Origin of the sequence: Bradyrhizobium jicamae, from assembly GCF_018130215.1 — a bacterium.
Classification (GTDB): domain Bacteria; phylum Pseudomonadota; class Alphaproteobacteria; order Rhizobiales; family Xanthobacteraceae; genus Bradyrhizobium; species Bradyrhizobium jicamae_A.
In genome coordinates, this window is the sequence record NZ_JAFCKQ010000016.1 from 1 (window position 1) to 22,217 (window position 22,217).

The window sequence follows — 22,217 nt, forward strand, 5'->3', positions numbered from 1 at the left end:
CTGTGGTCCTACCCCCGTGCTTTCTACACTGCACGGGGCCCATGGGTGCGATCGGCACCCGGCTTTCCCTGCGCCCTTCAGGTTCCACGGGCGCCCCGAACGGCAAAGTCTCGGACGCGTGGCGTCGCGAGAACGCGGACGTGTGACCGATAAGTCGCGCCACGATCGCGTTGTCATCCTTCGATGCACCAATCCCTCGCCAAAGGTCGGCCGGTTACGCTACGCTACCCTACCCTGCGCCCGCACAGGAAGGACCAGATGAACGGCAATCGGTATTACGGGGTCCGCGTCGAGGGCGCGAAGTATGGCGTGGGCTTCGGCTCGGCGCTGGCGATGGCGATTTCCTACACCAATCATCATTCGATCCTGTGGGCGATCATTCACGGCATCCTGGGCTGGCTCTATGTGATCTATGTCGCGCTGTTCGGGTGATCGGGAAAGCATGACCGTCATCTCCATCCAGTCGCAGGTTGCCTGGGGTCACGTCGGCAACAGCGCCGCGGTCTTCCCGATCCAGGCGCATGGCATCGACGTTGTCGCCGTGCCGACCACGCTGCTCAGCAACCGGCCGGGCTACGACACCATCCGTGGCCGGGTGCTCGACGTGCAGTTGGTCGCCGACCTCCTGCTCGGGATCGAGGAGCGCGGCGCACTCGACGGCGCGCGGATGATCCTGTCGGGCTATCTCGGCTCGGCCGACATCGCGGCCGAAGTTGCAGATTTCGTCTCCGGCGCCAAGGCCAGGAACCCGGCCCTGCTCTATTGCTGCGATCCCGTGCTCGGCGATCGCGAGGAGGGCCTGTTCGTGCGATTGGACATCCCGCCGCTGATGCGCGACCAGCTCTGCCCGCTCGCCGACATCATCACGCCCAACCATTTCGAGCTCGAGTACCTCTGCGGCACGAAAGCGACCACGATCGACGCCGTGATCGCGCAGGCCCGCACGATCATCGCGCGCGGTCCGTCGACCGTCGTCGTCACCAGCGCGGAGCTGCCGGATACATCCGGCGACACGATCGAGACGTTGGCGATCGAGGCGACCCGTGCCTGGCGCCTTCGCACGCCGAGAGTGCCGATCAGCCCGAACGGCACCGGCGACCTGTTTGCCGGGCTGTTCGCCGCGGCGCGCGTGCAGGGATCGGACACGCCGGCCGCGCTCGGCCACGCCGCATCCGCGATCTTCGCCGTGCTCGAGCGCACGGCGCGCAGCGGCACCGAGGAAATGCGCATCGTCGAGACCGGCGAGGAACTGGTTCATCCGAAGCGCCGGTTCGAGGCCGTCGCCATCACCTGACAGTCAGGACACGACCCATGATCGATACCGCCACTCTCCTCACCTACGCCGCCGTGGTACTCGGCCTGTTTCTCATCCCCGGTCCCGCCGTGCTGCTGGTGCTGGCGCGCGCGGTGACCGGCGGGCCGCGTGTCGGCGTGGCGACGGGGCTCGGGATTGCGCTCGGCGACCTCGTCCACACCGCGATGGCGACGTTTGGCCTGTCCGCCGTGCTGATGACTTCGGCGCTCGCCTTCTCGATCGTGAAATATGCCGGCGTCGTCTATCTGATCGTGCTCGGCATCCGCGCCCTGTTCGAGAAAAGCAACGATCTCACGATGCCCACGTCCCAGCCGGTGGATGCGCGGCGCGCGTTCCGCCAGGCGATCTGGGCGGAGATGCTCAATCCGAAGACCGCGCTGTTCTTCCTCGCCTTCCTGCCGCAGTTCATTCACCCCGATCATGGTTCGGCGATTGCCCAGTTCGCAACGCTCGGCCTGATCTTCGTCGCAATGAGCGCGGCCTATACCTCGCTGCTCGCGCTTGCCGCCGGCCGGATCAGCCCTTGGATCCGGCGCAACCGGAGCATCGGCCAGTGGCAGGGCCGCGTGGTCGGCACCATCTACATCGCGCTCGGCATCCGCCTCGCCTTCCAGGAGCGGTGAGTGCCGTCTTCCAAAAAAAGCCAGGAAAAAAGCCCGGCGCAAGGCCGGGCTTTTGGCTTCGTCATTACCGCTGGTGACCGCGTCCGCCTCCACCCGGAGCAGCGCCTGCATGTGGCGCGGCGCTGACGTGCGGTGCGCCGCCGCCCACGTGCGGCATCGCGGGCGCGGCAGCGCGCGGGGCCGGCATCTGCGCATGCGCGTTCATCGGCGAGCCGTGGCTGACGTTCGGCTGCGCGATGTGCGGCATTGCCTGCCGTGCGGGGGCTGCCGAGACGCGCGGCGCTTCACGCATCCTCGCCATCGGCCTCGCCATCTGCGGCTGCGCGCGTGCATGGGCGATCGCTGCTGCACGTGGCGCAGTGCGGGCACCCTCTCGTGCCATGCGGGCCTGTACATTGGCTGCCCGTCCCTGCGCCTCCCGGGCGGCAGGTTGACGCGCGATGGCCTGCCCGGACGTGACGCGCCCCGCGACGCCGTTGCGCCCCGGTCTCGCCGCGGTCGTAACTTCGCGCGCGGCCGCCGCGCGCCCGATCCGGGCCGCCGAACGGTCGACCGTCATCCGCGAGGCGAAGCGCTCATGCGAGCGCCAGTACCCGCTCCAATAGTCGCGGCTATGATACCAGGGTCGCCCGGCATAATAGCTCGACCAGTACGAGCTCAGCACGAACGGCACCACGGGGATGTCGATCTCGTCGGCATAGTCGGGGAGATAGACGTAGTGGTTGCGGTAGAGATATTCGAGATAGGCCGACGACACCCAGCCGCGGTCATCGGACCAACTCACGTCGCACCAGGCGTCGCCTCTGAGACAGCCGTGAATGTCGACACGGGCGCCGCCGGGAATGCGGTCGACGGTCGGAAAACCGCCGCCTGGTCCTGCCCGCAGGCCGACTGTGGTCGTGACGATCCCTGGTGCCGCCAACGCGGCGGTCGGCATCAGCAGCAATGCTGCAACGAAAGCTCCTTTGAGTTTCATGGCGATTTCCTCCTTCAAGGAGGAACGCGACAACGAAACGAGCGTTCCTTAAAGCAGTGTCACCTGACCGAAAGGATGAGCAGCCTTTCGGACCACGTCTTTGACGTCATCGGGCTCGCCAACGGGCAACCCCGATGGCCGACCGCTCTGCTCGCCACGCGCGCTGCATCGATTGCATCACGCAGCCTTGGCAGCCGTTTCCTTGGCCGCCTTTTCCGCGGGCGCGGTCTCCATCGCCCTCATATACAGATCGAGCAAGGTGTCGCGCTCGTCGCGCTCATCCTGATCCTGCTTGCGCAGCTTGATGATCTCCTTGAGGATCTTCACGTCAAATCCTTCGGCCTTGGCTTCCGAAAAGACTTCCTTTTTCTGCTCGTTCAATTCCTGCAATTCGGTGTCAAGATTCTCGATCCGCTCGACGAAAGAACGAATGCGACCGCCGGGAATGGTGATGTCAGACATGGTGCCTCTTGCTTGGATGAGGCTGTGAAATGAAAGCAAAGAGATAACCAATGTATTAAGCCTGCGAGCCCCCTTCATCTGCACCCCGTGTGATGGCTTGGGCAATCGCTTTGGCATCATGCACCGGCATACCGCCGACAGAACGAGTTCCACGACATGTCTCCCTTGAAGCCCCAGGCCAGTTACGACGACTTCGCCCGGCTCGACATCCGCATCGGCAGGATCGTCGAGGTCCAGCCGTTTCCGCGCGCACGCAATCCCTCATACAAGGTCGGCGTCGACGTCGGGGCCGAACGGATCATGTGGTCGAGTGCGCAGATCACCAATTACGCGCCCGCGGCGCTGGTCGGCTCGCTCGTCGTCTGCGTCTGCAACTTCGGTCCGAAGAACATCGCGGGCTTCACCTCGGAGCTGTTGATCCTCGGTGCGAAGGACGCGGCCGGCAAGGTCATCATTCTCGGCCCGCGCAGCGAGGTTGCGATCGGCGAAACGGTCTTTTGATTCGCATGCCGGTGATTCTCACGCGGTTTTGAGTCTCACGACGGCATCATGGTTAATTTGATTCAAATGCTCCGCATTCCCCGTAGTATCCCGATGGGGGATCATCCGGATTCTCGGCAAGGCCGCGCGCTGCTATTCCGACATGCGGGATTCGCCTGTTACGGGAATCGGAAAATGACCGCGGTTTACTTCCACTGCTCCGACGATCAACACGTCCTGCTCGATCGCAACGGCTCCGCCATGAACCTCTCCGAGGCGCGCGAGCATGCCGAGCGGCTGGTGCGCTCCTATGTGATGACGCCGAGCTCGGAGGACTGGCGCAACTGGGTGCTGCATGTCACCGACGATCTCGGCGACGAATTGTTCGAGCTGCCGTTTGCCGCCGTGCTCGGCCAGCTGCATTGAGGGCCGCGTCATGATCCTGCTGCGCCGCCGCCTCAATGCCCTGCTCGCGCTTATCGAAAGTGTCCGCGATCCCTATCGTCCCGAATTGCATTACATGCGGGGCCCCGGCCCGAAATGGCGCGCACGGCACGCGCTGGGCAAGGTGGACTGACAGGTGATCGCGTCGCGCATCCCCGTTCAACTACGGAGTTGCTGCACTCCTGCACGCCGATTTTGCGCCGATCGCCCGGCGTGTGTGCGTGATGCATCTTAGGGAACCATCCGACTCAGTGTTACCCTGTGGTGCATACCGAAACGGGGGAACTTCGGAATGCCATATTACACATTCGATCTCGTGGTCGGGGAAGAGTTCCGCAATCAGGGCACCATCATCCTGGAAGACATCAGCGTGGCCTCCGATCGCGCCGACCAGCTCGCCAACGAGCTGTCACAGGTCAAGCCTGAACTGAGGGCACATGGCTGCGCGGTGCGCGTTACCGATGTCGAGAACAGGGAGCTCTATCGCACCCCGCTCGATCCGGTGCCGCAATGGCGCCGGTTGTCCGAGCGGGCATAGGCCTCCGCCGTCCTGATCACGCCGCGCGTGGTCAACCGGGCATCGCGCGAGCGCGCCGCTAGCCGGACGTTTCGACCCGCGCCCGGTTGTTCGGCCCCTCGCCGCTTGCGCGCAGAGCCGTCAGTCCCTCGCGATAGTTCGGGTATCGCAGCACGACGCCGAGCTCGCTCCTGATCAATGCGTTCCGCACACGGTTGTTCTTGTCATAGAAGCTTCGTCCCATCGGCGTGAGATCGGCCTCTGCAAACGGAATCTCGGGCGGCGGAGCAATGCCGCAGAGCTTCGCGGCGAAACTGACGACATCCTGCGGCGGTGCAGGTTCGTCGTCGCTGACATTGTAGACCGCGCCGGCGCGCGGGCTCATCAGCGATGCTTCGACCACGGCGGCGATATCGGCGACGTGGATCCGGTTGAAGACCTGGCCGGGCTTGACGATCCGGCGCGCAGTCCCGGCCGCCAGCTGCGCGAGCTGGTTGCGACCGGGGCCATAGATCCCGGCGAGACGAAACAGATGCGTGGCCTTGCCTCGTGTCGCGCCGAAGTCGAGCCACGCCCGCTCCGCCTCCGCCCTGAGCCGCGAGCGACCCTCGCGCGGCACCACGGGCGTGGTTTCGTCGACCCAGCCGCCCGCGTGGTCGCCATAGACACCGACGGTCGAGAGGTAGCCGATCCAGCCCAGCCTCGGCGCCGCGGCGATCGCCTCGCCAAATGCTGCCAGCACGCGATCGCCGCCATGGTCGGGCGGGATCGACACCAGGACCGCGTCGCTTGCGGCGATCTCGCCGGCGATCGCGGGATCACGATCCCCGTCGGAGAACAGTCGTGCCCGGATGCCGCTGCGCGAGAGCTGCCCGGCCTTCGCGGCCGTCTGCACGGTGGCCGCGATCTCGTGGCCTGCTGTTCGCAGGCGCTCGGCGATCGCATGCGCCGAGTAGCCGTAGCCGAACACCAGAAGTCTCATCAGCGTTGCAATCGCCCCAGACCGCTCATTTCTTCAGGTTCAGACGACCCATGAAGTCGCGCTTGCCGAGAGGTGCGCCCTTGTGGCGGAGGATGTCGTAGGCCGTGGTCGAATGGAAGAAGAAGTTCGGCAGCGAGAACGACATCAGGAATCCTTCCGCGGTGAAGGGCATCGTCCGCTCGCCGACCTTGAACAACACGTCGCGGCCGACCAGCTCATTGACGGCATCGGGCGCCAGCGCCGCGAGCTCGCTGCGGGCGTCCGCGACCAGCGCCTGCAATCCGGCGTAGTCGAGATCCCGCGGACCTGAAGGCGGCACGAACACGCCGTTCTTCGCCGCGTCCATCGCGCCGCGGGAATGATGCGCGAGCGAGACGACCTGGAAGCGGAACGGCAGCATGTCCGGAAACAGCCGCGTTTCGACGATCTCGGCCGGATCGACGCCGTGCTCCTTGAAATGCGCGAGGCTCTTGTCGAGGAAACCGGAGACGGCTCCGAGGATCTGCAGATAATTGGCGACGGTCGCGTCGTAGAGTGAAAAGGACATGGCGAATTCCCCCTGATGAAAAGATATTCCACCGCTTGCGCCGGCAGAGTTCCCGGAATCTCCGGCGAAAGCAAGCGGAAGCAAGGAACCATCGCGGCGGGAATCAACGCAGCCGTCCGGCCGGGGCGCGCTCGCAAGGCGCGCTCACGTCGGTCTCCCAAATCCGGTTTCGGGCCAGTCTCAGCTCTGATGTGGCCCGCGCATGATCTTCATGGCGTCCTCGACGTGACGCCATTCCGTGGCCTGTTCGGTCTCGCCCTTCTTCTCGCAAGCCACGGCATTTTGCGCCGCATGAACGATCGCCTGCTGGCCATGCCTTTCCAGCATCTGCCGCGCGATGGTGTGGATTTGCATTTCGGACATCATGGCGCTTTCCTCACGTGCACCCGGGCCGGCCTTGTCGGATCTCCGGCTGCCTTCAATCAAACCGCTGACCGGATATCTGGTTCCACGCGGCCGCCAGCGTATACTGCCCATTCCGACCAGGCTTTCGATCGGCACGGTAACCATGGCGCAGAACATCTACGACGATCCCGATTTCTTCGCCGGCTATAGCCAATTGCCGCGACAGGTTCGTGGGCTGGTCGGCGCCCCCGAATGGCCCGCGATCCGCGCCATGCTGCCCGACGTCTCCGGCAAGCGCGTGGTCGATCTCGGCTGCGGCTTCGGCTGGGCATCACGCTGGATGCGCGAGCAAGGCGCAGCCAGCGTGCGCGGCATCGACCTGTCACAAAACATGATCGCGCGCGCCGCCGAGATGACGCAGGATCCGGCGATCAGATATGAGGTTGCCGATCTCGAGACGCTGGAACTGAAGGAGGCCGCTTTCGATCTCGTCTACAGCGCGCTTGCCTTCCATTATGTGAGGGATTTCGATCGGCTGACCGGCATGCTGTCTCGCGCGCTCGTCCCGGGGGCATTCCTGGTGTTCACCATCGAACATCCGATCTATATGGCAGCTGCCCATCCGCACTGGCTACAAGACGGAGACGGCCGCAAGACCTGGCCGGTCAGCCGCTATTTCATCGAGGGCGAACGCCGCACCGACTGGTACGTCAAGGACGTGCTCAAATATCACCGCACGATCGGCTCGACGCTCAACGCGCTGATCGGCGCCGGCTTTGCCATACGTCGTGTCGAGGAATTTTCGCCGACGCCGGAACAGATCGCATCCGCGCCCGAGCTTGCCGAAGAGCTCGAGCGTCCGATGATGATGCTGGTGTCGGCGCAGCGTCAGGCCGCAAGCAGCTTGTCGAATTCTTCCGGCGGGTAGGATTTGCCGTCCTTGTCGGTGATCACGACCTTCCATCCCTCGCTCGCCCAAACCCTGGCCTTGGCGACGATGACGTAGGTGCTTTCCCGCTCGACCCTGACCGTCTCGTTGTCGCGTTCTGCGACCATCTTGTAAGCCAACGCTGCATCCCCTTCAGACACGCAACCATCCTTGCCGTCTGTTGGCAGCGGCTTTGGGCTGCAATTCGCCGGGAGCGTGACCATTTGGTGGAGGCGTTCGCGCAATGCACGCATCGTGCGGTGCGTAATCGGCGCCAGGCGATCACAAGAAAAAACCCCGCCTTCTGCGGGACGCGAGGGCGGGGAAAGGTTCATTGGGCAGAAATCCACGCGTCTGTGAAAGGAGAACGCGGGGAAGTAGCGGCGATGATTGTATTTGTGCCCAAGCCGGGAACAACGGGATTAAAGCGCACATCGTCCCGGGACTTTTTCCCGGTAGCACAGGAAAAAGTCCTGATTGGCACGCCGCGACGCCAGGAATGCCTCCACCTGCCTCTTTGCGCGCTACTCGACGACGTCGAGCCTGACATTGGCCACGCCCTTGCCGACCATGCCGAGCGACCGAGCCGCCGAATAGGAGACGTCGACAATGCGACCGGGGACGTAGGGCCCGCGGTCGTTGACCCGCACCGTCACTGAACGGCCGGTCTTGACGTCGGTGACGCGCAGCCTGGTGCCAAAGGGTAATGTCGGATGCGCGGCCGTCAGTTCGTGGGCATCGAACTTTTCACCGCTCGCGGTCTGCTGCTCCTCGCTGTAGAAGCTGGCCACCCCCTGCGACGCGATCTTGACGTCGCCTGCCTTTGAGCGTGGCGCATGAGGCCTGTGCGCAGCCGCGACGCGCGTGCGGATCGGAGACGACGCGGTTCGCGTCGGCACGATCGAGGCCGTCCGGCTCGCGAGCGCCTGCGAGCGTTGGCTGACCACGGTGGACTGCGCGCACGCCGCGAGCGACGCCCCGCCGATCACGATGGCGAAAAGGCGGAGCGCTCGCCGCGCTCGCACAGATGGGGCCAAAGACAGCGCGCTGAGCGCGCAGTGTTTGGCGTCGACGTCCGCTAGACCAATGCCGTCGCCTGACATGTTGTATCCCCAACTCGCGCCCCCAGCCCAAGCCGAAAATCCAACATCCGCCTATCAGCCGAATCCAATCGGGGCGGAACGGTGGCAGGACGCTGCAAGACACGGTCCGGACAGCCCGATTTCCCGCCGGGTGTGTCGATCAGGCCACAACAACCGCAGCTCATTGTCAGTGTCGCGCGCCAAGGGCGATGCACAGCGCCCAGGCCGGAACAACGGCGCGGGAGGCACAGTCGCTCCCAAATCCGGTTCCCCTAAACTCCCCAACCTCTCCACCCTCTCGCCATGCTTTGGTCAAACCGGACTGGAGTTGTGAGACAGGGCCAGGGGTAATGCAGAACGTAAATTCGCCGGCCGCCCATTAGCGGTTTGACCCTGGACTGAACATGGGACCGCCAATGCAAACCACGCTCAAAGACGCCGATCCGCACGACATCTTCGCGATCGAACCCGACTTCACACCGGCACGCGCGGCCGCGCCCGCTGCACCGCTCGCTCCTGCTGGCGCTGGACCATCGGAGCATCGCGAGCCGCATTTCGGTCCGAGCGCAGCTGTTGCTCCCTCGGCGCCGCCGTTCGCGCCGATGCCTGCGGCCGCACCATTGCCCCCCGCTGCACCTGCGCCATCCACATTTGCGCCCGCGCAAACATATGCGCCAGCGCAGACATATGCGTCAGCGCAAGCCTATGCTCCAGCGCAAGCCTATGCTCCAGCGCAAGCGTATGCTCCAGCGCAAGCGTATGCTCCAGCGCAAGCGTATGCGCCCGCGCAGACGGGAACGCCGGTGTATCGCCCCGCGGCGACCGACGACATCAGGCTCGATGATATTCAGCTTGATCGCGCGCCGCGATCCCCCAGCAGATGGGCGATCCGGGCCTTCTGGTTCGTGTTCGCGATCGTCAGCGCCATGGGCGCCGCCGCGTGGCAGCACTATGGCGATCGTGCCAGGCAGCTCGCCGCCGAATGGACGCCGCGTGTCGAATCGCTGACGTCGCTGCTTCCGGGCAAGTCGGCGCCTGCGCCCGAGCAGGCCAGCGCCCCCGCCGCCGACCAGACAGCGGCAGGCGACCAGACCGCGGCAGCCGACCAGCCGGCCGCACAGGCGACACCGGCGGCGCCGCCGCAGGAGGTCGCCACCGCCACGCCGGCGCCGTCTGCCGCACCGGCTCCGGCCGCTGTGCCCGCTGCCGCCGTCACGCCGGCCGCAACAGCCGCGGTCGCTCCGGATCAGACGCAGTTGCTGCAGTCGATGGCGCACGATCTCACCTCGATGGGACAGCAGATCGAGCAGCTCAAGGCCAGCATTGATCAGCTCAAGGCGAGCCAGGATCAATTGGCCCAGCGTGTTGCGAAAACAACCGAGGCCAGGGTGGTCGAGCCGAGACCCGTACCTCCGCACCCGCGCGCTGTCTCGGTGCCGCCGCGTGCCGCAGCCGTTCCGCCGCCGGTCCGCCGCCCGACGCAGGCCTATATCCCGCCGCCACCTCCTGCGTCGGCCGCGCCGCTTCCTGCTGTCTCCGCGCCGCCGCCACAGACCGCATTGCCGCCGCAGTCGCAGCAACCCGCCGTTGTTGATGCCGATGACGACGGTCCGGTGATCCGGCCGCCGATGCCGGTGCGTTGAGGCCGACAAGATAACGCGGCGGATCACCCCAAAGGTGATCCGCCGCTCATCTCGGACGTTGGCTTACGCGCTCTGCCCGGGCGGCAGCACGACCACCGTCGCGCCCGGCTTGACCCGTTGATAGAGATCGATGACGTCGGCATTGTTCATGCGGATACAGCCCGACGAGATCGCCTGCCCGATATATTCGGGCTGGTTGGTGCCGTGGATGCGATAGAGCGTGTCCTTGTTGCCCTGGTAGAGATAGATGCCGCGCGCTCCAAGCGGATTGGCCGGTCCGCCGGCAACCCGCGCCGGATAGGGGCCGAGCCGCTCCTGGATCTCCTTGGTCGGCACCCAGTCCGGCCACTCTGCCATACGGCCGACGGTGGCGACGCCGGAGAAGGCCATCGCCTCCTCGCCAACAGCAACGCCATAACGCATCGCCTTGCCGCCGGGCAGCACGTAATATAGATAGCGCGCATCGGTATCGACCAGGATCGTGCCCGGCTGCTCGCGGCGTGTGTAGTCCACGATGTGCCGCTGGAATTGATCGGGGATCTTGGCCTCTGCGTAGGGCGGGTGCGCCAGCAATTGCCGATCGCGCGGCGTCATCGCAGCATCCGTCACAGGCGACAGCGTCGCCTGCATGCAGCCGCCCAGCGCGAGCGACCCCACCAGCACCGCAGCAAGCCCCGATTTCGACACGATCATTCTCCCCTGCGTCAACCTGCGCCACATGCTGCCGAAATCGTGCTGAAATCGTGGCAGCGCTGCGCGAACACGCCTGTTTGATCGATTCCCTCGCCGACTGTGTCCTGACGGTTGCACCCTGTTCCCGCGGGCGCTAGCTTTGCGGAAAAGGTCTAAAACATTTGGAGGAATTCGATGCGCTACGCTCTGGTGATCGCCGGCCTGATTGTCGCGGCAACACCGGCCAAGGCCGACAATCCGCGCGCGGCCTATGTCACCATGGTGCTGCAGGCCTTCGCCGCCAAGGTGGAATGCCCCGGTACCGATCTCGTCTATCAGGACCTCGTGCAGAAGGCGCAGGAGATGCACCTGCCCGACGGCACCACCGAGCAGGTGCGCAAGGCGATCGCCTACATGCACACCGGCGGCAAGATGGGCGAGAAGCAGGCCGACGATCTGATGACGGAAGTCGCGATCGCAACCCAGACCATCGACCTCGACCAGCGTCGCGCCGGCATGACCGCCTGGTGCCACGACCAGAAGGCGCGGCTCGCGGGCTACATCAGGACGAAGGAATAGGACTGCTTCATTCGAGCTCCGGCGGTGCGAACCAGTTGGTCAGCGAGAGGCCGCCGTCGACCACGATCGACGCGCCGGTGACGTAGCCGGAGATCTTGTTCGACAGCACCGCGAGCGCCATCGGCGCGAGGTCCTCGGCCTGCCCCAGGCGTCCGAGCGGAATGTGCCGCGCGAGCGCCGGATCGGCGACGAAGCCGCCGGCCGCGATCGCGCCCGGCACCAGCGCGTTGACGCGGATGCCGTAGCGGCCCCAGCTCTTGGCGAGCTCCTTCACCAGCATCGCCATGCCGGCCTTCGCCGTCGAGTAATGCGGCAGGTTGCGCGGCGTGCCGGCGTGCAGCGAGGTCAACAGCAGGAACGAGCCCGGCGATCTCGCCGCGATCAACTTGCGCGCGAGCTCACGTGACAGGTGGAAGCCGGCGTCGAGATTGACTGCATGCATCTGCCGCCAGGTCTCGTCATCGACCGCCATTGCATGATCGGCCTCGCGCCGCGGCGGCGAGGCCGAGTGGGCGAAGTGCGTCACCCGCCCGACGGCGCCTTGCGCATGCGCCAGCAGCGCGTCGCAACCCTCGCGGCGCGCGAGATCGCCAACCCAGGGTACGGCGAGTTCGGGGCGCGTCGCTGCCTTGATCGCGGCCGACACCCTGTCCTCATGCAGGTCGGCAAACACGGTGCGCACACCCTCGCCGACCAAGGCCTGCGCGATCGCGCGGCCGATACCGTTGCCGGCGCCGGTCACCACCGCGGCCTCGCGCGCGGGATCGAAAGCTGCATCGAACAGGCTCATCCGCAAACTCCCACAACGGCCGTGCTGCGTTCAGTATGGCGGCGCCTTGCGCGCCCGCTGCGCCTTGGCTGCTTCGATCCACCACGTGAAATCATCGGCGAAACGCGGGAAGGCGCGCTCGAGCGATTTTCCGCCCTCGCCGATCGGCTTGCCTTCCTCCGACAGCGTATGCGCAATCGGCCCGGCGCTGATCGTGCTCGATACCACGACCATGCCCATTTCGGAGAGCGTGCCATGCCAGGCGGTTGCGGCGCGCGCACCCGCAAAGCGGCCGGCCGAATAGCTCGCGATCGCAGCGGGACGCCAGAACCACTCCTCGAGAAAATGGTCGGTGAGATTCTTCAGCCCGGGCTGGACGCCCCAATTGTACTCGCCGGTGACGAACAGAAAGCCGTCGGCGTCGCGGATCTTTCCTGCGAGGGTCTCCAGCACTGCGGGCGCCTGTCCCTTCGGATATTCCTTGTACATCCGGTCGAGCATCGGCAGGCCGACGTCCCGGGCGTCGATCAATTCGACATCGTCGCCACGGCCGCGAAAGCCGTCGATGACGAAATCCGCAAGGCGAATGCCCATGCGATCGGAGCGATAGGAGCCGTAGAGAACGAGAATGCGGTGGGTCATGGCAGGTTGATCCTAACACGATCTCGATGACATTGGTGCCGCGGCGCCCACCGGTATTCCTGCACGTTAACGGCCCCTGCCGCGCATTTCCCGGCCATTAAGCAATCCCCTGTAGCCTGCATATCGCGGCTCAAAATTGCCAAATTCCTTTTCGGATATACGGCCGCTTCGAGGAGGAGAACCCGACATGCGGATCGCAAGGCTGGTTTTCGCAGGTTCGCTCGCAGCCTTGGCGGCTGCCGCGCCTGCGTTGGCGAAGAGTTCCGACCACCAGAAGGCTGAGGATAAATCGACCACCTCTGCCGGCTGCCAGGCTTACCAACAGGCCGAGGACGGCAGCTGGACCCAGCTTCCCTGCGGCGAGACCGGCCCAACCGGCTCGACCCAGCATCGCGCCGCGACCAAAGGCGCTGATGGAGACGAGCACTGAGGCACGGCCTTCGCGCAACGCCGGGTTCGACTTTCGGCTGATGCACTGCGGACCGCGGGCCTTGATGCAGGCCGGCATCGTAAACCCAAGTTTAATGCGCCCCCGGTACGGTTGAGGCACCCACCCGTCCCTCGTCACCGACCGGCGCAGCAAATGAAAATCGGCACTCTCCTGACGGCCGCGATTGTCTCACTGTCCGCGGTCGGCGGCGGACTTGCCGCCTATGTCGCTGTTGCAAAGTACCAGACGATGGACAAGGCCTCGATCGCGCAGAGCCGGCTCGAGGTGGTCCGCGCAGTCGGCGATATCCCGCGCTACATGAACCCCGAGCGCGGCTATGCCACCAACCTCCTGTTCGGCACCGGCGCGATCGAGCCGAAGCAGATGGCCGAACTCGACCGGCTGCGCCAGCTGACGAGCGGCGCGCTCGCCAAGGTCAACCAGGTCCGCGCTACCCTGCCGGGCTCACTCGACGACGGCGAGGCGGTCGCCAGCGCAATCGACGCCTTGAAGCTGAAATTCACCGCGCTGCGCGACGCCATCGACAAGGCGCTCGCGGGTCCCGTGGACGCCCGCCGGGCCGCGGCTACCAGGATCGTCTCCGACAACTCCGTCTTCAATGCCGGCGTTACCGCTCTGCTCGACGAGCAGGTCCGCCGGCTCGCCGGCCTCGACGGCAATGCCTACCGGCAGGCCAACTACGCCAATGTCGCCTGGACGCTTCGCGACATCGGCGGCCTCAATGCCAGCCTGCACAAGGCGCTGGTCAGCGCCAGGCGCGTTGCGACCGAACCCGAGAAGGTCGAACTGTTCCGCTCGACCGGCAGGACCGAGCAGATCCTCTCGACGCTGCAGGAGCTGCGCAACAATCCTGCAACGCCGTCCAACGTCACGGCCGCACTCGGCAAGATGCAGGCCGATTATGTCGAACGCTTCGGCAAGGCGCTGAAGCTCGCCAAGGACGGCGCGTCGTCGGGCAAGTACGACATGAACGTCGACACCTACTTCGCCGAGTCCCAGATCGGCCTTGCCGCGATCATCGCGGTGCGTGAGGCCTTCTACGATAACGCCGAACAGGGGCTCGCTTCCGCCTATTCGTCGGCGCGCCTCAGCTTCGTGATTGCGCTGTTCGGCCTTGCCGCAGTCGCCGCCGCAAGCGCCGCCCTGATCGTCCTGGTCCGCCGCCGCATCCTCAATCCGATCGCCGCCCTCACCGGCCGCATGTCGGATCTCGCTGCAGGCAACGTCGCCGCGGAGATTCCGGGCGCGGCCCGCAACGACGAGATCGGCGCGATGGCCGCCGCGGTGCAGGTGTTCAAGGACAACAGGATCGAGGCCGATCGCCTCGCCGCCGAGAAGGAAGCCGAGAACGACGTCAAGATGCGCCGCGCCCGCGTGCTCGACGATCTGACCCGTGTGTTCGAAGCCAAGGTCACGGAGCTGGTCGGCGGATTGTCATCCGCCTCCGGCGTGATGGAGGACACCGCACGCTCGATGTCGTCGACGGCGGCCGCGACCAATCGCCAGGCCTCGATGGTCGCTGCCGCCTCAGACCAGACCTCGACCAATGTGCAGACCGTCGCGAGCGCAACCGAAGAGCTGACGTCATCGATCGCGGAGATCGCGCGCCAGGTCGCAACGTCGACCGGGATCGCCGCGCGCGCGGTCGATCATGCCCGCCGCACCGGCGATACCGCCCGTTCGCTCGCCGACGGCGCCCAGAAGATCGGCGACGTCGTTACGCTGATCCAGAACATCGCAGCTCAGACCAACCTGCTCGCACTCAACGCCACGATCGAGGCGGCGCGCGCCGGCGAGGCCGGCCGCGGCTTTGCCGTGGTCGCCTCCGAAGTTAAGTCGCTGGCCGGGCAGACCGCGAAGGCGACCACCGAGATCTCCGGGCAGATCGCAGCGATCCAGGCCGCCAGCGACGAGACCGTGACCGCGATCAGGAACGTCGTCGACGTCATCACCGAGATCGACCAGATCGGCACCGCGATTGCTGCCGCGATCGAGGAACAGGGCTCGGCCACCAAGGAGATCGCGCGCAGCGTCCAGGAGGCCGCGCGCGGCACCCAGGAGGTCAATTCAAACATCTCCGGCGTTCGGCATGCCGCCGACGACACTGGCGCTGCGGCGACGCAGGTGCTCGGCGCCGCCGAGCAGCTGTCGACGCAATCGAAGGACCTCGCCGGCCAGGTCAACCGCTTCCTGTCCGACGTGCGGGCGGCCTGACATCAGTTCGCGAGCCGGTCGATCAAGAGATCGAGCAGCGCGCGCAACCGCGCAAGCCGCTTGAGATCACGATGATAGCCGACATAGGTGTCGCGCCCGGGCGGCGGCGCGCCGAGGTCGATCAAGCGCAGGCCGTCGATTGAATCCGCGAGCGGGCGCGGCAATACCGCGACGCCCGCGCCCTCTGCGCACATCCGGGCCTGGACCTCGCGATTGTTGCTGCGCGAGACCACATGCGCGTGCGGCAGCATCTTCGTCAGCCACACCGCATCGGGCATGCCGCCGAAAGCGGTGTCCATCGTGATCAGCGGCGTACCGCCTCCGTCACCGGGCCTTGGTTCGTAGGCGCTATCGGCGCGGGCGTAGACACCGTAATCGATATGCATCAGCCGCCGCGAGATCACCTCGGCCTCGTCAAACGGCCGGATGCGGAAGGCCATATCTGCCTCGCGGCGCGGCAGGCTGTACAAGCGTGCGTCGGTCAGGAGCTCCACCACGACCCGCGGCTGAAGCTGTGCGAACTCGGCGAGCACGGGCGCCAGAAGATGCGCACCGAACCAATCCGACGACGAGATGCGCAGCTGGCCGTCGAGCTGGCGGTCCTGGCCGGCGAGCTGGCGCGTGAGCGCATTCGCCTCCTCCTCCATGCGCTCGGCATGGACCAGCACGCTCGTGCCCTCATCGGTCAGCACGAAGCCGTCGGCGGTGCGTTGAAACAGGGTCTGGCCCAGCGAGGTCTCGAGCGCGCGCAACCGCCGGCCCATGGTCGGCTGGCTCAGCCCGAGCTTGCGTGCGGCCGCACCCAGCGTTCCCTGCCGCGCGATGGCCAGGAAGACCCGAAGGTCGCTCCATTCCATAAGACCTCGCATTCAAATATGAATGAACAAGGTACAGAAATGTCCATTTCCAAACAATGATGAAGTTGTCAGATTTCGGGTCAACCAAGGAGCGCGACATGACCGACCAGCCCACAATGCAAGCCGCCGTCCTCGACGCCCCCGGCGCATCGTTTCGCGTGACCGAGACCATGCGGCCGCAGGCGGGCCCCGGTCAGGTCCTCGTCCGGATCAGCGCGAGCGGCGCCAATCCACTCGACCTCAAGATCGCGGCTGGTCAGGCGGCGCATGCACGGCAGATGCTGCCGGCCGTGCTCGGTATCGATCTCAGCGGAGTTGTCGAAGCCGTTGGCCCGGGCGTCTCGGCGTTCCGCCGAGGTGACGAAGTCTATGGCATGACCGGCGGCGTCGGCGGCATCCAGGGCTCGCTTGCAAGCTACGCCGCTGTTGATGCCGATCTGCTGGCGCCAAAGCCGGGCAATCTCGCCATGCGTGAAGCAGCGGCGCTTCCTCTGATCTTCATCACCGCCTGGGAAGGCCTGATTGATCGTGCGCACGTCGCCGCGGGCCAGAAGGTGCTGGTCCATGGGGGCGCCGGCGGCGTCGGGCATGTCGCGATCCAGATCGCGCGGGCCTTCGGCGCCGTTGTCTACGCCACCGGTTCGGCCAACAGCCTGCCGTTGATCGAGCGCCTCGGCGCCACGCCGATCGACTATGCACGCGAGACCGTCGAGGATTACGTCGCGCGCCATACCCAGGGCCGCGGCTTCGATATCGTGTTCGACACCGTCGGCGGCGCGACGCTCGACGCCTCCTTCAACGCCGTACGCCGCTTCGGCCATGTGGTCAGCGCGCTCGGATGGGGCACGCACGCGTTGGCGCCGCTGTCGTTCCGCGCGGCAAGCTATTCTGGAGTGTTCACCCTGCTGCCGCTTCTCACCGGTGAAGGCCGCGCGCATCACGGCGAGATCCTGCGCGAGGCGACGCGGCTCGCCGAGGGCGGCAAGGTCGCGCCACAGCTCGATCCGCGCCGTTTCACGCTTGCGACTATCGCCGATGCGCACGCCGCGATCCGCGACAGGACCGCGGCCGGCAAGGTCGTGGTTGATCTCGCGAGCTAGGCCGCAACGAGGAAGCCTAGCCTCCGCGCAGGCCGAGCACGCGTCGCGCGATCGCCTGGCGATGGACCTCGCTCGGGCCCTCATACATCCGCATCAGCCGGGCCTTCTGCCACAGCGCGTTGAGCGGCAGCTCCAGCGTCATGCCGAGCGCGCCGAGCGTCTGCATGGCGTGGTCGCAGGCGTCATAGGCCATCTCGGTCGCGAACACCTTGATCATCGAGGCCTCGTGCCTGATGTCCTCGCCGCGGTCGGTCTTGTCGGCGGCGTCGCGCACCATCAGCCGGCAGGCATGCATGCGCGTGGAGATATCGGCGATCCACCACTGGATCGCCTGTCGATCGGCGAGCTTGACGCCGAAGGTCTCGCGCTGCTTGGCGTGCTCGCACAGCATCTCGAGCGCCCGCCTGGTGATGCCGATGCAGGTCGAGCCCATCTCGAGCCGGCGGGTGCGCAGGCGCAACTGCATCGGCGCGTAGCCCTTGCCGACCTCACCGAGCACGGACTCCTTCGGGATCCGGCAGTCCTCGAACACGATCTCGAAGGTCGCGCCGCCGCCGAGCATCGGGATTTCGCGCTCGATGATGAAACCCGGCGTCCCCTTCTCGACGATGAAAGAGGTGATGCCGCCCTGCCGCTGGTCGCTGCCGACGCGGGCCATCACGATGATGAAGTCGGCGATGCGCGCGTTGCTGATCCAGATCTTGCGGCCGTTGATCACCCATTGATCGCCGTCGAGCACCGCACGCGTCTTCATGCCGGCCGGATCTCCACCGGCGCCCGGCTCGGAGATCGCGATTGCCGACGACATCCGGCCCTCGATGTAAGGCTGCATGTACTTCTTCTTCTGCGCCTCGGTGCCGACCGCCTGCAGCATGCGCAAATTCGGCGTATCCGGCGGCAACCCGAACGGCACACAGCTGCGGCCGAGTTCCTCGTTGACCGCAGCCATGGTTCGCGTCGGCAGATCGTGGCCGCCGAGATCCTCCGGCGCATCGAGGCCCCACAATCCGAGTTCCTTCGACACGTCGCGCAGCCGCTTGCGCTGTTCGGCGGTCAGCTCGGGATGATCGCTGCCGGGCAGCTTCGATTTCAGATATTGCTGCTCGAGCGGGATCAGTTCGCGATCGACGAATTTCGCCACCGTCTCGCGGATCATTGCCGTCTGTTCGTCGTCGCTCATCTGCTGTCCTCACCTGCGCTGTTGTTTCGAAAGCAGTAGCGCATTTTGAAGCGACGGATATAGCGGAAACGCGCGCACGCCATTGCACAGGCATCGCGTTCTCACCGCGCGGAATTCAAAATCCCGCCGCGCGGTCAGCGGTCGTGCGATTGCTTCTGATACGCGGACATCTCGAGCCCATGCGCTCGCAGCGGCGATCAGTCGGCAAAGCCGACGTAGCGGACGAAATCGCTGTTGGCCTCGCGATCCGACCGCACCGCGTTGGCAGCGAAGCTGTCGTCGGGATAGCCCATCGCGACGCAGGTCATGATCACCTGGTCCTCGGGGATGGCGGCGACCTCGCGCACGATGTCCGAGCGCATGATGCCCTGGCCATTGATCACGCTGCCGAGACCGCGGTCCCAGGCCGCCAGCACGATGCCGTAGCAGAGTGCGCCGAGGTCGAAATGACAGACCGCGCCGGGATCGAGGATCCTGTCATAGGTCAGCACCAGCGAGACCGGGGCGTCGAACTGGCGGAAGCCGCGCAGCACCCAGTCCTGCCGCATCGGCTTGTCGTCGCGGGCGATCCCCATGGCGCCGAACAGCTTCTTGGCGATGTCGACCTGGCGGCCGCGGTGGACCCCCTGGTATTCGCCGTGGCTGACGATGTCGCGCTTCGCCTTGGCCCCGGCGATCATCTCATCCATGTTGCGCCGCCGAACCTGCTCCAGCGGCTCCCCGGTCAGGACATGGACATGCCAGGGCTGGGTGTTCATGGAAGACGGCGCCCGCTTGGCGACCTCGATGATCTCCTCGACGGTCGCCCGAGAGACCGGCTGCTTCTTGAATCCGCGCACGCTTTTGCGTGTCTGTACCAGCGTCTCGAAGTCCATTCCCCGCTTCCTCCAATTTGTTCCATGCCGAATAAGGGAATTTTCTCCCTCAAGCGGGCTATTTTATCGTCAAAATCCGCCATGGGAACTTGATCGGTCCAGGAATCCGATATCCAATCCGGTTACTGGTTTGGTTCAGGGAGAAACCCAGATGAAGCGGATTTTCTTGGCGGCCGTCATCGCAACCTTTGCGGCCGGTTCGGCCTTTGCGCAGGATGCCTCATGCGAAAGCAAGGCGGTCGGCAAGGATGGCAAGGCGCTCGCCGGTGCGGCGAAGACCTCGTTCATGAAGAAGTGCATGGCAGATTCGTGCGAGTCCAAGGCGGTCGGCTCGGACGGCAAGAAGCTGGCCGGCGCCGCCAAGACCTCCTTCATGAAGAAGTGCGAGAGCGGCACCTAGCTCGTCACTCCCACTCACCTCGATCGGAACAGATCTTCGGGCCGCGACGCGGCCCGAAGTCGTTCAGCTGGCTGGTTGCTTGCGGTGACGAGGATTGGCGTCAGAAGGTGACGCCGACGCGCACACCCCTGGCCCAGACCCGGCGACAACGTTTCCTGATGTTTCCGTGAAGCATTTCGAAACGTTCCGGCAGTTTGATCAACTTCGGCAGTTCGATGCAGGCGCCGCCTGCCGAATAATCGACGAGCCTGCATTCGAGCATCGGCGCCTTCGGCTCAAGCAGGAGCTTGACCGAACTGGATACACAGCCTGTCGGACGAACACGCGCAAACCGCCGGGGATGCATCTTCGCTGCCTTCGAATGGACCAAACAACAGGCTGCTTGGCCGCTGTTAAGAATCCGTTCCGGCCCATGGTTACGGATTCGGTCAAAACTCACCGCATTGCAGCCGTCTCGTTCGGTGATTCGCCGAACTGTGCGAGTTAGCTCCTGGAGAAGTGGCTCGGGTGGCAAAGCAGCGATCGATCGCCGCGAACAGGGACTCCCTGATGGCCCTCCGGGGTCATTGCCGGTTTTCGATAGTATTTGTCACGCTTTTCAACCTGTCAGATGCGATCTGCCGATCAGATTCTAAAATCATGTTAAGGGTTTTGATTCCATAATGGCTTGGGAACAATAAAGTTCTTCGTCGCGGAGCATTTCAGGTGCCGCAATGATAGCCATTGCCTCAGATCTTATTGCTGAACTCGACCACGTTTTGAAAGCAGGCCCGCCAGGTCGTCGCATCCGGATTCTGCGGCAGGTCGCTGGACTTTTCCTCGAGGATGTCCACCGGCTCAACGAGCAGCACGTCGGAGTGTTCGACGATGTCCTCGTCCGCCTGATCGACAACGTCGAACTGCACCCCCTGACGATGCTGAGCCGCTCGCTCGCCGATATCAGTGCCGTTCCCCGGGAACTCGCGCGTCGCCTTGCCAATCATGACGACGCGGATGTCGCGGCCCCGATCCTGCACAAGTGCGCCTGCCTGTCGGAGGCCGACCTGATCGACATCGCGTGGCTGCGCACCGAAGGACACCTGTTCGCCATCGCGGGCCGGGCGAAAATCAGCCCGGAACTCTCGGATATACTGCTGATGCGCGGTGACACCAACGTGCTCCGTGCGCTGGCCGGGAATGCCGGCGCCGAGATCACCAGCGGCGGCTTTGCCATGATGCTCGACGCCGCCGTGCGCGACGACGAGATCGCCCGCCTGCTGCTCTCGCGCGCGGACCTTCCTCCGGATGTTCGCGATGGCCTTGTCAAGCGATCCACGCCGCGCCGTCAGGCCCAACTGTTGAAGATCGTGCCGCCAGCCGTTCGGGATGCGATCCGGGCATCCATCGGTGCCGGCTCCGCGCCCACCGGAGCAGCGCCGCCTGTCGCCGTCGACTACACCGAGGCGAAGGCGACGGTGATGGGGCTCAACAATGCGGGCCAATTGAACGACTCCAGCGTCAATCGCTTTGCGATACGGGGCGAGGCCCACAACGTTGTCGCGGCGCTCGCACTCCTCGCCGCTGTGCCGACCGAAACCATCGAGCTGCTGCTGAACTCCGCGGACATCCAGGGGCTCGTCATCGCCTGCCGTGCGTCGCGCCTGAACTGGACCACGACGCTGGCCGTCGTGACCCATCGCAAAGCTGACCGGTTGCCTTCGCGCCAGCGGCTCGACGAGCTCAGGGAACTGTTCGAGTCGTTTCCGCTGTCGAACGCGCAACGCCTGATCCGGTTTGGCTCAATCAGCGACTTGACCGCCAAAGGGTCGCTCGCGAGGAAGATTTGATGGCCTATGGGGATCGAAAGGCCGAACGCGTTCGGTTCGAGAGCCGCCACCCCGTGAACCTGATGGGTGTCGACGGCACGTGGCGGCGGAACTGCGTCCTGATCGACGTCTCCCAGACCGGTGCGAGGCTCGAGGTCGAGGGAACGCTGGAGGTGCTGCGAGCGCAGGAGTTTTTCCTGCTGCTGTCATCGACGGGACTTGCCTTCCGCCGCTGCGAACTCGTCCGTGTCGACGGCACCGAGGTCGGCGTCAGGTTCATCGAAGAGAAAAAGAAAAAGGCACGCGCCGTCATTCCCTGAGACTTGGCA

The 22,217-nt window shown here is 65.2% G+C and carries 30 protein-coding genes; 16 read left to right on the forward strand and 14 right to left on the reverse strand.

Annotated elements, in window-relative coordinates; genetic code table 11:
* Positions 1-258 precede the first annotated feature (258 nt).
* From JQ586_RS18655 to JQ586_RS18665, 3 genes are read left to right on the forward strand one after another with little or no spacing between them, the layout of a single operon-like run.
* A complete protein-coding gene (locus JQ586_RS18655) occupies positions 259-432 on the forward strand; it encodes a hypothetical protein (RefSeq protein WP_212396067.1) in 174 nt (57 codons plus the stop codon).
* Positions 433-442: 10 nt separating this feature from the next.
* The gene (gene pdxY / locus JQ586_RS18660; RefSeq protein WP_249147754.1) at positions 443-1,294 is read left to right on the forward strand and encodes a pyridoxal kinase PdxY; all 852 of its coding nucleotides are present in this window, start codon (positions 443-445) and stop codon (positions 1,292-1,294) included.
* A 17-nt stretch (positions 1,295-1,311) separates the two neighbouring features.
* Entirely contained in the window at positions 1,312-1,938 is a 627-nt protein-coding gene (locus tag JQ586_RS18665) for a LysE family translocator (protein ID WP_212396069.1), read from the forward strand.
* A gap of 64 nt (positions 1,939-2,002) precedes the next feature.
* On the opposite strand, the gene JQ586_RS18670 is transcribed toward JQ586_RS18665, so the two are convergent.
* Positions 2,003-2,914, reverse strand: coding sequence for an SH3 domain-containing protein (locus JQ586_RS18670; RefSeq protein ID WP_212396070.1), 912 nt, complete (start codon positions 2,912-2,914; stop codon positions 2,003-2,005).
* 177 nt (positions 2,915-3,091) lie between these two features.
* Positions 3,092-3,376 carry a DUF2312 domain-containing protein gene (locus tag JQ586_RS18675; RefSeq protein ID WP_212396213.1) on the reverse strand — a complete coding sequence of 95 codons (285 nt, stop codon included), beginning with the start codon at positions 3,374-3,376 and terminating at the stop codon, positions 3,092-3,094.
* 156 nt (positions 3,377-3,532) lie between these two features.
* Between JQ586_RS18675 and JQ586_RS18680 the strand changes: the two genes are divergently transcribed.
* The 4 genes from JQ586_RS18680 (at position 3,533) to JQ586_RS18695 (ending at position 4,838) form a co-directional block, all read left to right on the forward strand.
* Positions 3,533-3,877, forward strand: coding sequence for a tRNA-binding protein (locus JQ586_RS18680; RefSeq protein WP_212396071.1), 345 nt, complete (start codon positions 3,533-3,535; stop codon positions 3,875-3,877).
* 174 nt (positions 3,878-4,051) lie between these two features.
* Positions 4,052-4,282 carry a DUF6894 family protein gene (locus tag JQ586_RS18685; RefSeq protein WP_212396072.1) on the forward strand — a complete coding sequence of 77 codons (231 nt, stop codon included), beginning with the start codon at positions 4,052-4,054 and terminating at the stop codon, positions 4,280-4,282.
* A 10-nt stretch (positions 4,283-4,292) separates the two neighbouring features.
* The gene (locus tag JQ586_RS18690; RefSeq protein ID WP_212396073.1) at positions 4,293-4,433 is read left to right on the forward strand and encodes a hypothetical protein; all 141 of its coding nucleotides are present in this window, start codon (positions 4,293-4,295) and stop codon (positions 4,431-4,433) included.
* 159 nt (positions 4,434-4,592) lie between these two features.
* Positions 4,593-4,838: a hypothetical protein gene (locus tag JQ586_RS18695; RefSeq protein ID WP_212396074.1), complete on the forward strand. Its 246-nt coding sequence runs from the start codon at positions 4,593-4,595 to the stop codon at positions 4,836-4,838.
* Between the two features lie 58 nt (positions 4,839-4,896).
* Here JQ586_RS18695 and JQ586_RS18700 read toward each other — a convergent pair whose 3' ends face one another.
* The 3 genes from JQ586_RS18700 to JQ586_RS18710 form a co-directional block, all read right to left on the reverse strand.
* Complete coding sequence (locus JQ586_RS18700; protein ID WP_212396075.1) at positions 4,897-5,799, reverse strand: SDR family oxidoreductase; 903 nt, start codon at positions 5,797-5,799, stop codon at positions 4,897-4,899.
* Between the two features lie 25 nt (positions 5,800-5,824).
* Positions 5,825-6,346, reverse strand: coding sequence for a DUF1993 family protein (locus tag JQ586_RS18705; protein WP_212396076.1), 522 nt, complete (start codon positions 6,344-6,346; stop codon positions 5,825-5,827).
* Positions 6,347-6,526: 180 nt separating this feature from the next.
* Positions 6,527-6,712, reverse strand: a complete 186-nt coding sequence (locus JQ586_RS18710; RefSeq protein WP_212396214.1) for a hypothetical protein — start codon at positions 6,710-6,712, stop codon at positions 6,527-6,529.
* Between the two features lie 142 nt (positions 6,713-6,854).
* Here JQ586_RS18710 and JQ586_RS18715 point away from each other — a divergent pair, with 142 nt between their 5' ends.
* Entirely contained in the window at positions 6,855-7,619 is a 765-nt protein-coding gene (locus tag JQ586_RS18715; protein WP_212396077.1) for a bifunctional 2-polyprenyl-6-hydroxyphenol methylase/3-demethylubiquinol 3-O-methyltransferase UbiG, read from the forward strand.
* Here the strand turns inward: JQ586_RS18715 and JQ586_RS18720 are convergent.
* The gene (locus JQ586_RS18720) at positions 7,580-7,954 is read right to left on the reverse strand and encodes a hypothetical protein (protein ID WP_212396219.1); all 375 of its coding nucleotides are present in this window, start codon (positions 7,952-7,954) and stop codon (positions 7,580-7,582) included. The two genes, JQ586_RS18715 and JQ586_RS18720, sit on opposite strands and share 40 nt — an antisense overlap.
* Before the next feature lie 189 nt (positions 7,955-8,143).
* The gene (locus JQ586_RS18725) at positions 8,144-8,722 is read right to left on the reverse strand and encodes a septal ring lytic transglycosylase RlpA family protein (RefSeq protein ID WP_212396078.1); all 579 of its coding nucleotides are present in this window, start codon (positions 8,720-8,722) and stop codon (positions 8,144-8,146) included.
* 782 nt (positions 8,723-9,504) lie between these two features.
* On the opposite strand from JQ586_RS18725, the gene JQ586_RS18730 reads away from it, so the two are divergent.
* Complete coding sequence (locus JQ586_RS18730; RefSeq protein ID WP_212396079.1) at positions 9,505-10,344, forward strand: hypothetical protein; 840 nt, start codon at positions 9,505-9,507, stop codon at positions 10,342-10,344.
* Positions 10,345-10,407: 63 nt separating this feature from the next.
* Here JQ586_RS18730 and JQ586_RS18735 read toward each other — a convergent pair whose 3' ends face one another.
* Positions 10,408-11,037 carry a L,D-transpeptidase gene (locus tag JQ586_RS18735; protein ID WP_249147755.1) on the reverse strand — a complete coding sequence of 210 codons (630 nt, stop codon included), beginning with the start codon at positions 11,035-11,037 and terminating at the stop codon, positions 10,408-10,410.
* A 174-nt stretch (positions 11,038-11,211) separates the two neighbouring features.
* Between JQ586_RS18735 and JQ586_RS18740 the strand changes: the two genes are divergently transcribed.
* Positions 11,212-11,595: a hypothetical protein gene (locus JQ586_RS18740; protein WP_212396080.1), complete on the forward strand. Its 384-nt coding sequence runs from the start codon at positions 11,212-11,214 to the stop codon at positions 11,593-11,595.
* Positions 11,596-11,602: 7 nt separating this feature from the next.
* Here the strand turns inward: JQ586_RS18740 and JQ586_RS18745 are convergent, their stop codons facing one another.
* Both JQ586_RS18745 and JQ586_RS18750 read right to left on the reverse strand, forming a co-directional pair.
* Positions 11,603-12,385 (reverse strand): SDR family NAD(P)-dependent oxidoreductase, encoded by a 783-nt coding sequence (locus tag JQ586_RS18745; RefSeq protein WP_212396081.1) that lies wholly within the window; start codon positions 12,383-12,385, stop codon positions 11,603-11,605.
* Between the two features lie 30 nt (positions 12,386-12,415).
* Entirely contained in the window at positions 12,416-13,006 is a 591-nt protein-coding gene (locus JQ586_RS18750; protein ID WP_212396082.1) for an NADPH-dependent FMN reductase, read from the reverse strand.
* A gap of 187 nt (positions 13,007-13,193) precedes the next feature.
* Between JQ586_RS18750 and JQ586_RS18755 the strand changes: the two genes are divergently transcribed.
* On the forward strand, positions 13,194-13,436 hold the full coding sequence (locus JQ586_RS18755; protein ID WP_212396083.1) for a hypothetical protein: 243 nt from the start codon (positions 13,194-13,196) through the stop codon (positions 13,434-13,436).
* Positions 13,437-13,589: 153 nt separating this feature from the next.
* Complete coding sequence (locus JQ586_RS18760) at positions 13,590-15,671, forward strand: methyl-accepting chemotaxis protein (RefSeq protein ID WP_212396084.1); 2,082 nt, start codon at positions 13,590-13,592, stop codon at positions 15,669-15,671.
* A 2-nt stretch (positions 15,672-15,673) separates the two neighbouring features.
* Here the strand turns inward: JQ586_RS18760 and JQ586_RS18765 are convergent, their stop codons facing one another.
* Positions 15,674-16,528: a LysR family transcriptional regulator gene (locus JQ586_RS18765; RefSeq protein WP_212396085.1), complete on the reverse strand. Its 855-nt coding sequence runs from the start codon at positions 16,526-16,528 to the stop codon at positions 15,674-15,676.
* A 98-nt stretch (positions 16,529-16,626) separates the two neighbouring features.
* Here JQ586_RS18765 and JQ586_RS18770 point away from each other — a divergent pair, with 98 nt between their 5' ends.
* Entirely contained in the window at positions 16,627-17,628 is a 1,002-nt protein-coding gene (locus JQ586_RS18770; RefSeq protein WP_212396086.1) for a zinc-dependent alcohol dehydrogenase family protein, read from the forward strand.
* A 16-nt stretch (positions 17,629-17,644) separates the two neighbouring features.
* On the opposite strand, the gene JQ586_RS18775 is transcribed toward JQ586_RS18770, so the two are convergent.
* Both JQ586_RS18775 and JQ586_RS18780 read right to left on the reverse strand, forming a co-directional pair.
* Complete coding sequence (locus JQ586_RS18775; protein ID WP_212396087.1) at positions 17,645-18,808, reverse strand: acyl-CoA dehydrogenase family protein; 1,164 nt, start codon at positions 18,806-18,808, stop codon at positions 17,645-17,647.
* Positions 18,809-19,005: 197 nt separating this feature from the next.
* Positions 19,006-19,683, reverse strand: coding sequence for a nitroreductase (locus tag JQ586_RS18780; protein WP_212396088.1), 678 nt, complete (start codon positions 19,681-19,683; stop codon positions 19,006-19,008).
* Between the two features lie 151 nt (positions 19,684-19,834).
* Between JQ586_RS18780 and JQ586_RS18785 the strand changes: the two genes are divergently transcribed.
* Complete coding sequence (locus JQ586_RS18785; protein ID WP_212396089.1) at positions 19,835-20,083, forward strand: hypothetical protein; 249 nt, start codon at positions 19,835-19,837, stop codon at positions 20,081-20,083.
* A gap of 100 nt (positions 20,084-20,183) precedes the next feature.
* Here JQ586_RS18785 and JQ586_RS18790 read toward each other — a convergent pair whose 3' ends face one another.
* Entirely contained in the window at positions 20,184-20,429 is a 246-nt protein-coding gene (locus JQ586_RS18790; RefSeq protein WP_212396090.1) for a PilZ domain-containing protein, read from the reverse strand.
* 367 nt (positions 20,430-20,796) lie between these two features.
* Here JQ586_RS18790 and JQ586_RS18795 point away from each other — a divergent pair, with 367 nt between their 5' ends.
* Both JQ586_RS18795 and JQ586_RS18800 read left to right on the forward strand, forming a co-directional pair.
* Positions 20,797-21,909, forward strand: coding sequence for a DUF2336 domain-containing protein (locus JQ586_RS18795; RefSeq protein WP_212396091.1), 1,113 nt, complete (start codon positions 20,797-20,799; stop codon positions 21,907-21,909).
* Positions 21,909-22,208, forward strand: coding sequence for a PilZ domain-containing protein (locus JQ586_RS18800; RefSeq protein WP_212396092.1), 300 nt, complete (start codon positions 21,909-21,911; stop codon positions 22,206-22,208). The genes JQ586_RS18795 and JQ586_RS18800 overlap by 1 nt, the downstream gene beginning before the upstream one ends.
* Positions 22,209-22,217: the final 9 nt, after the last annotated feature.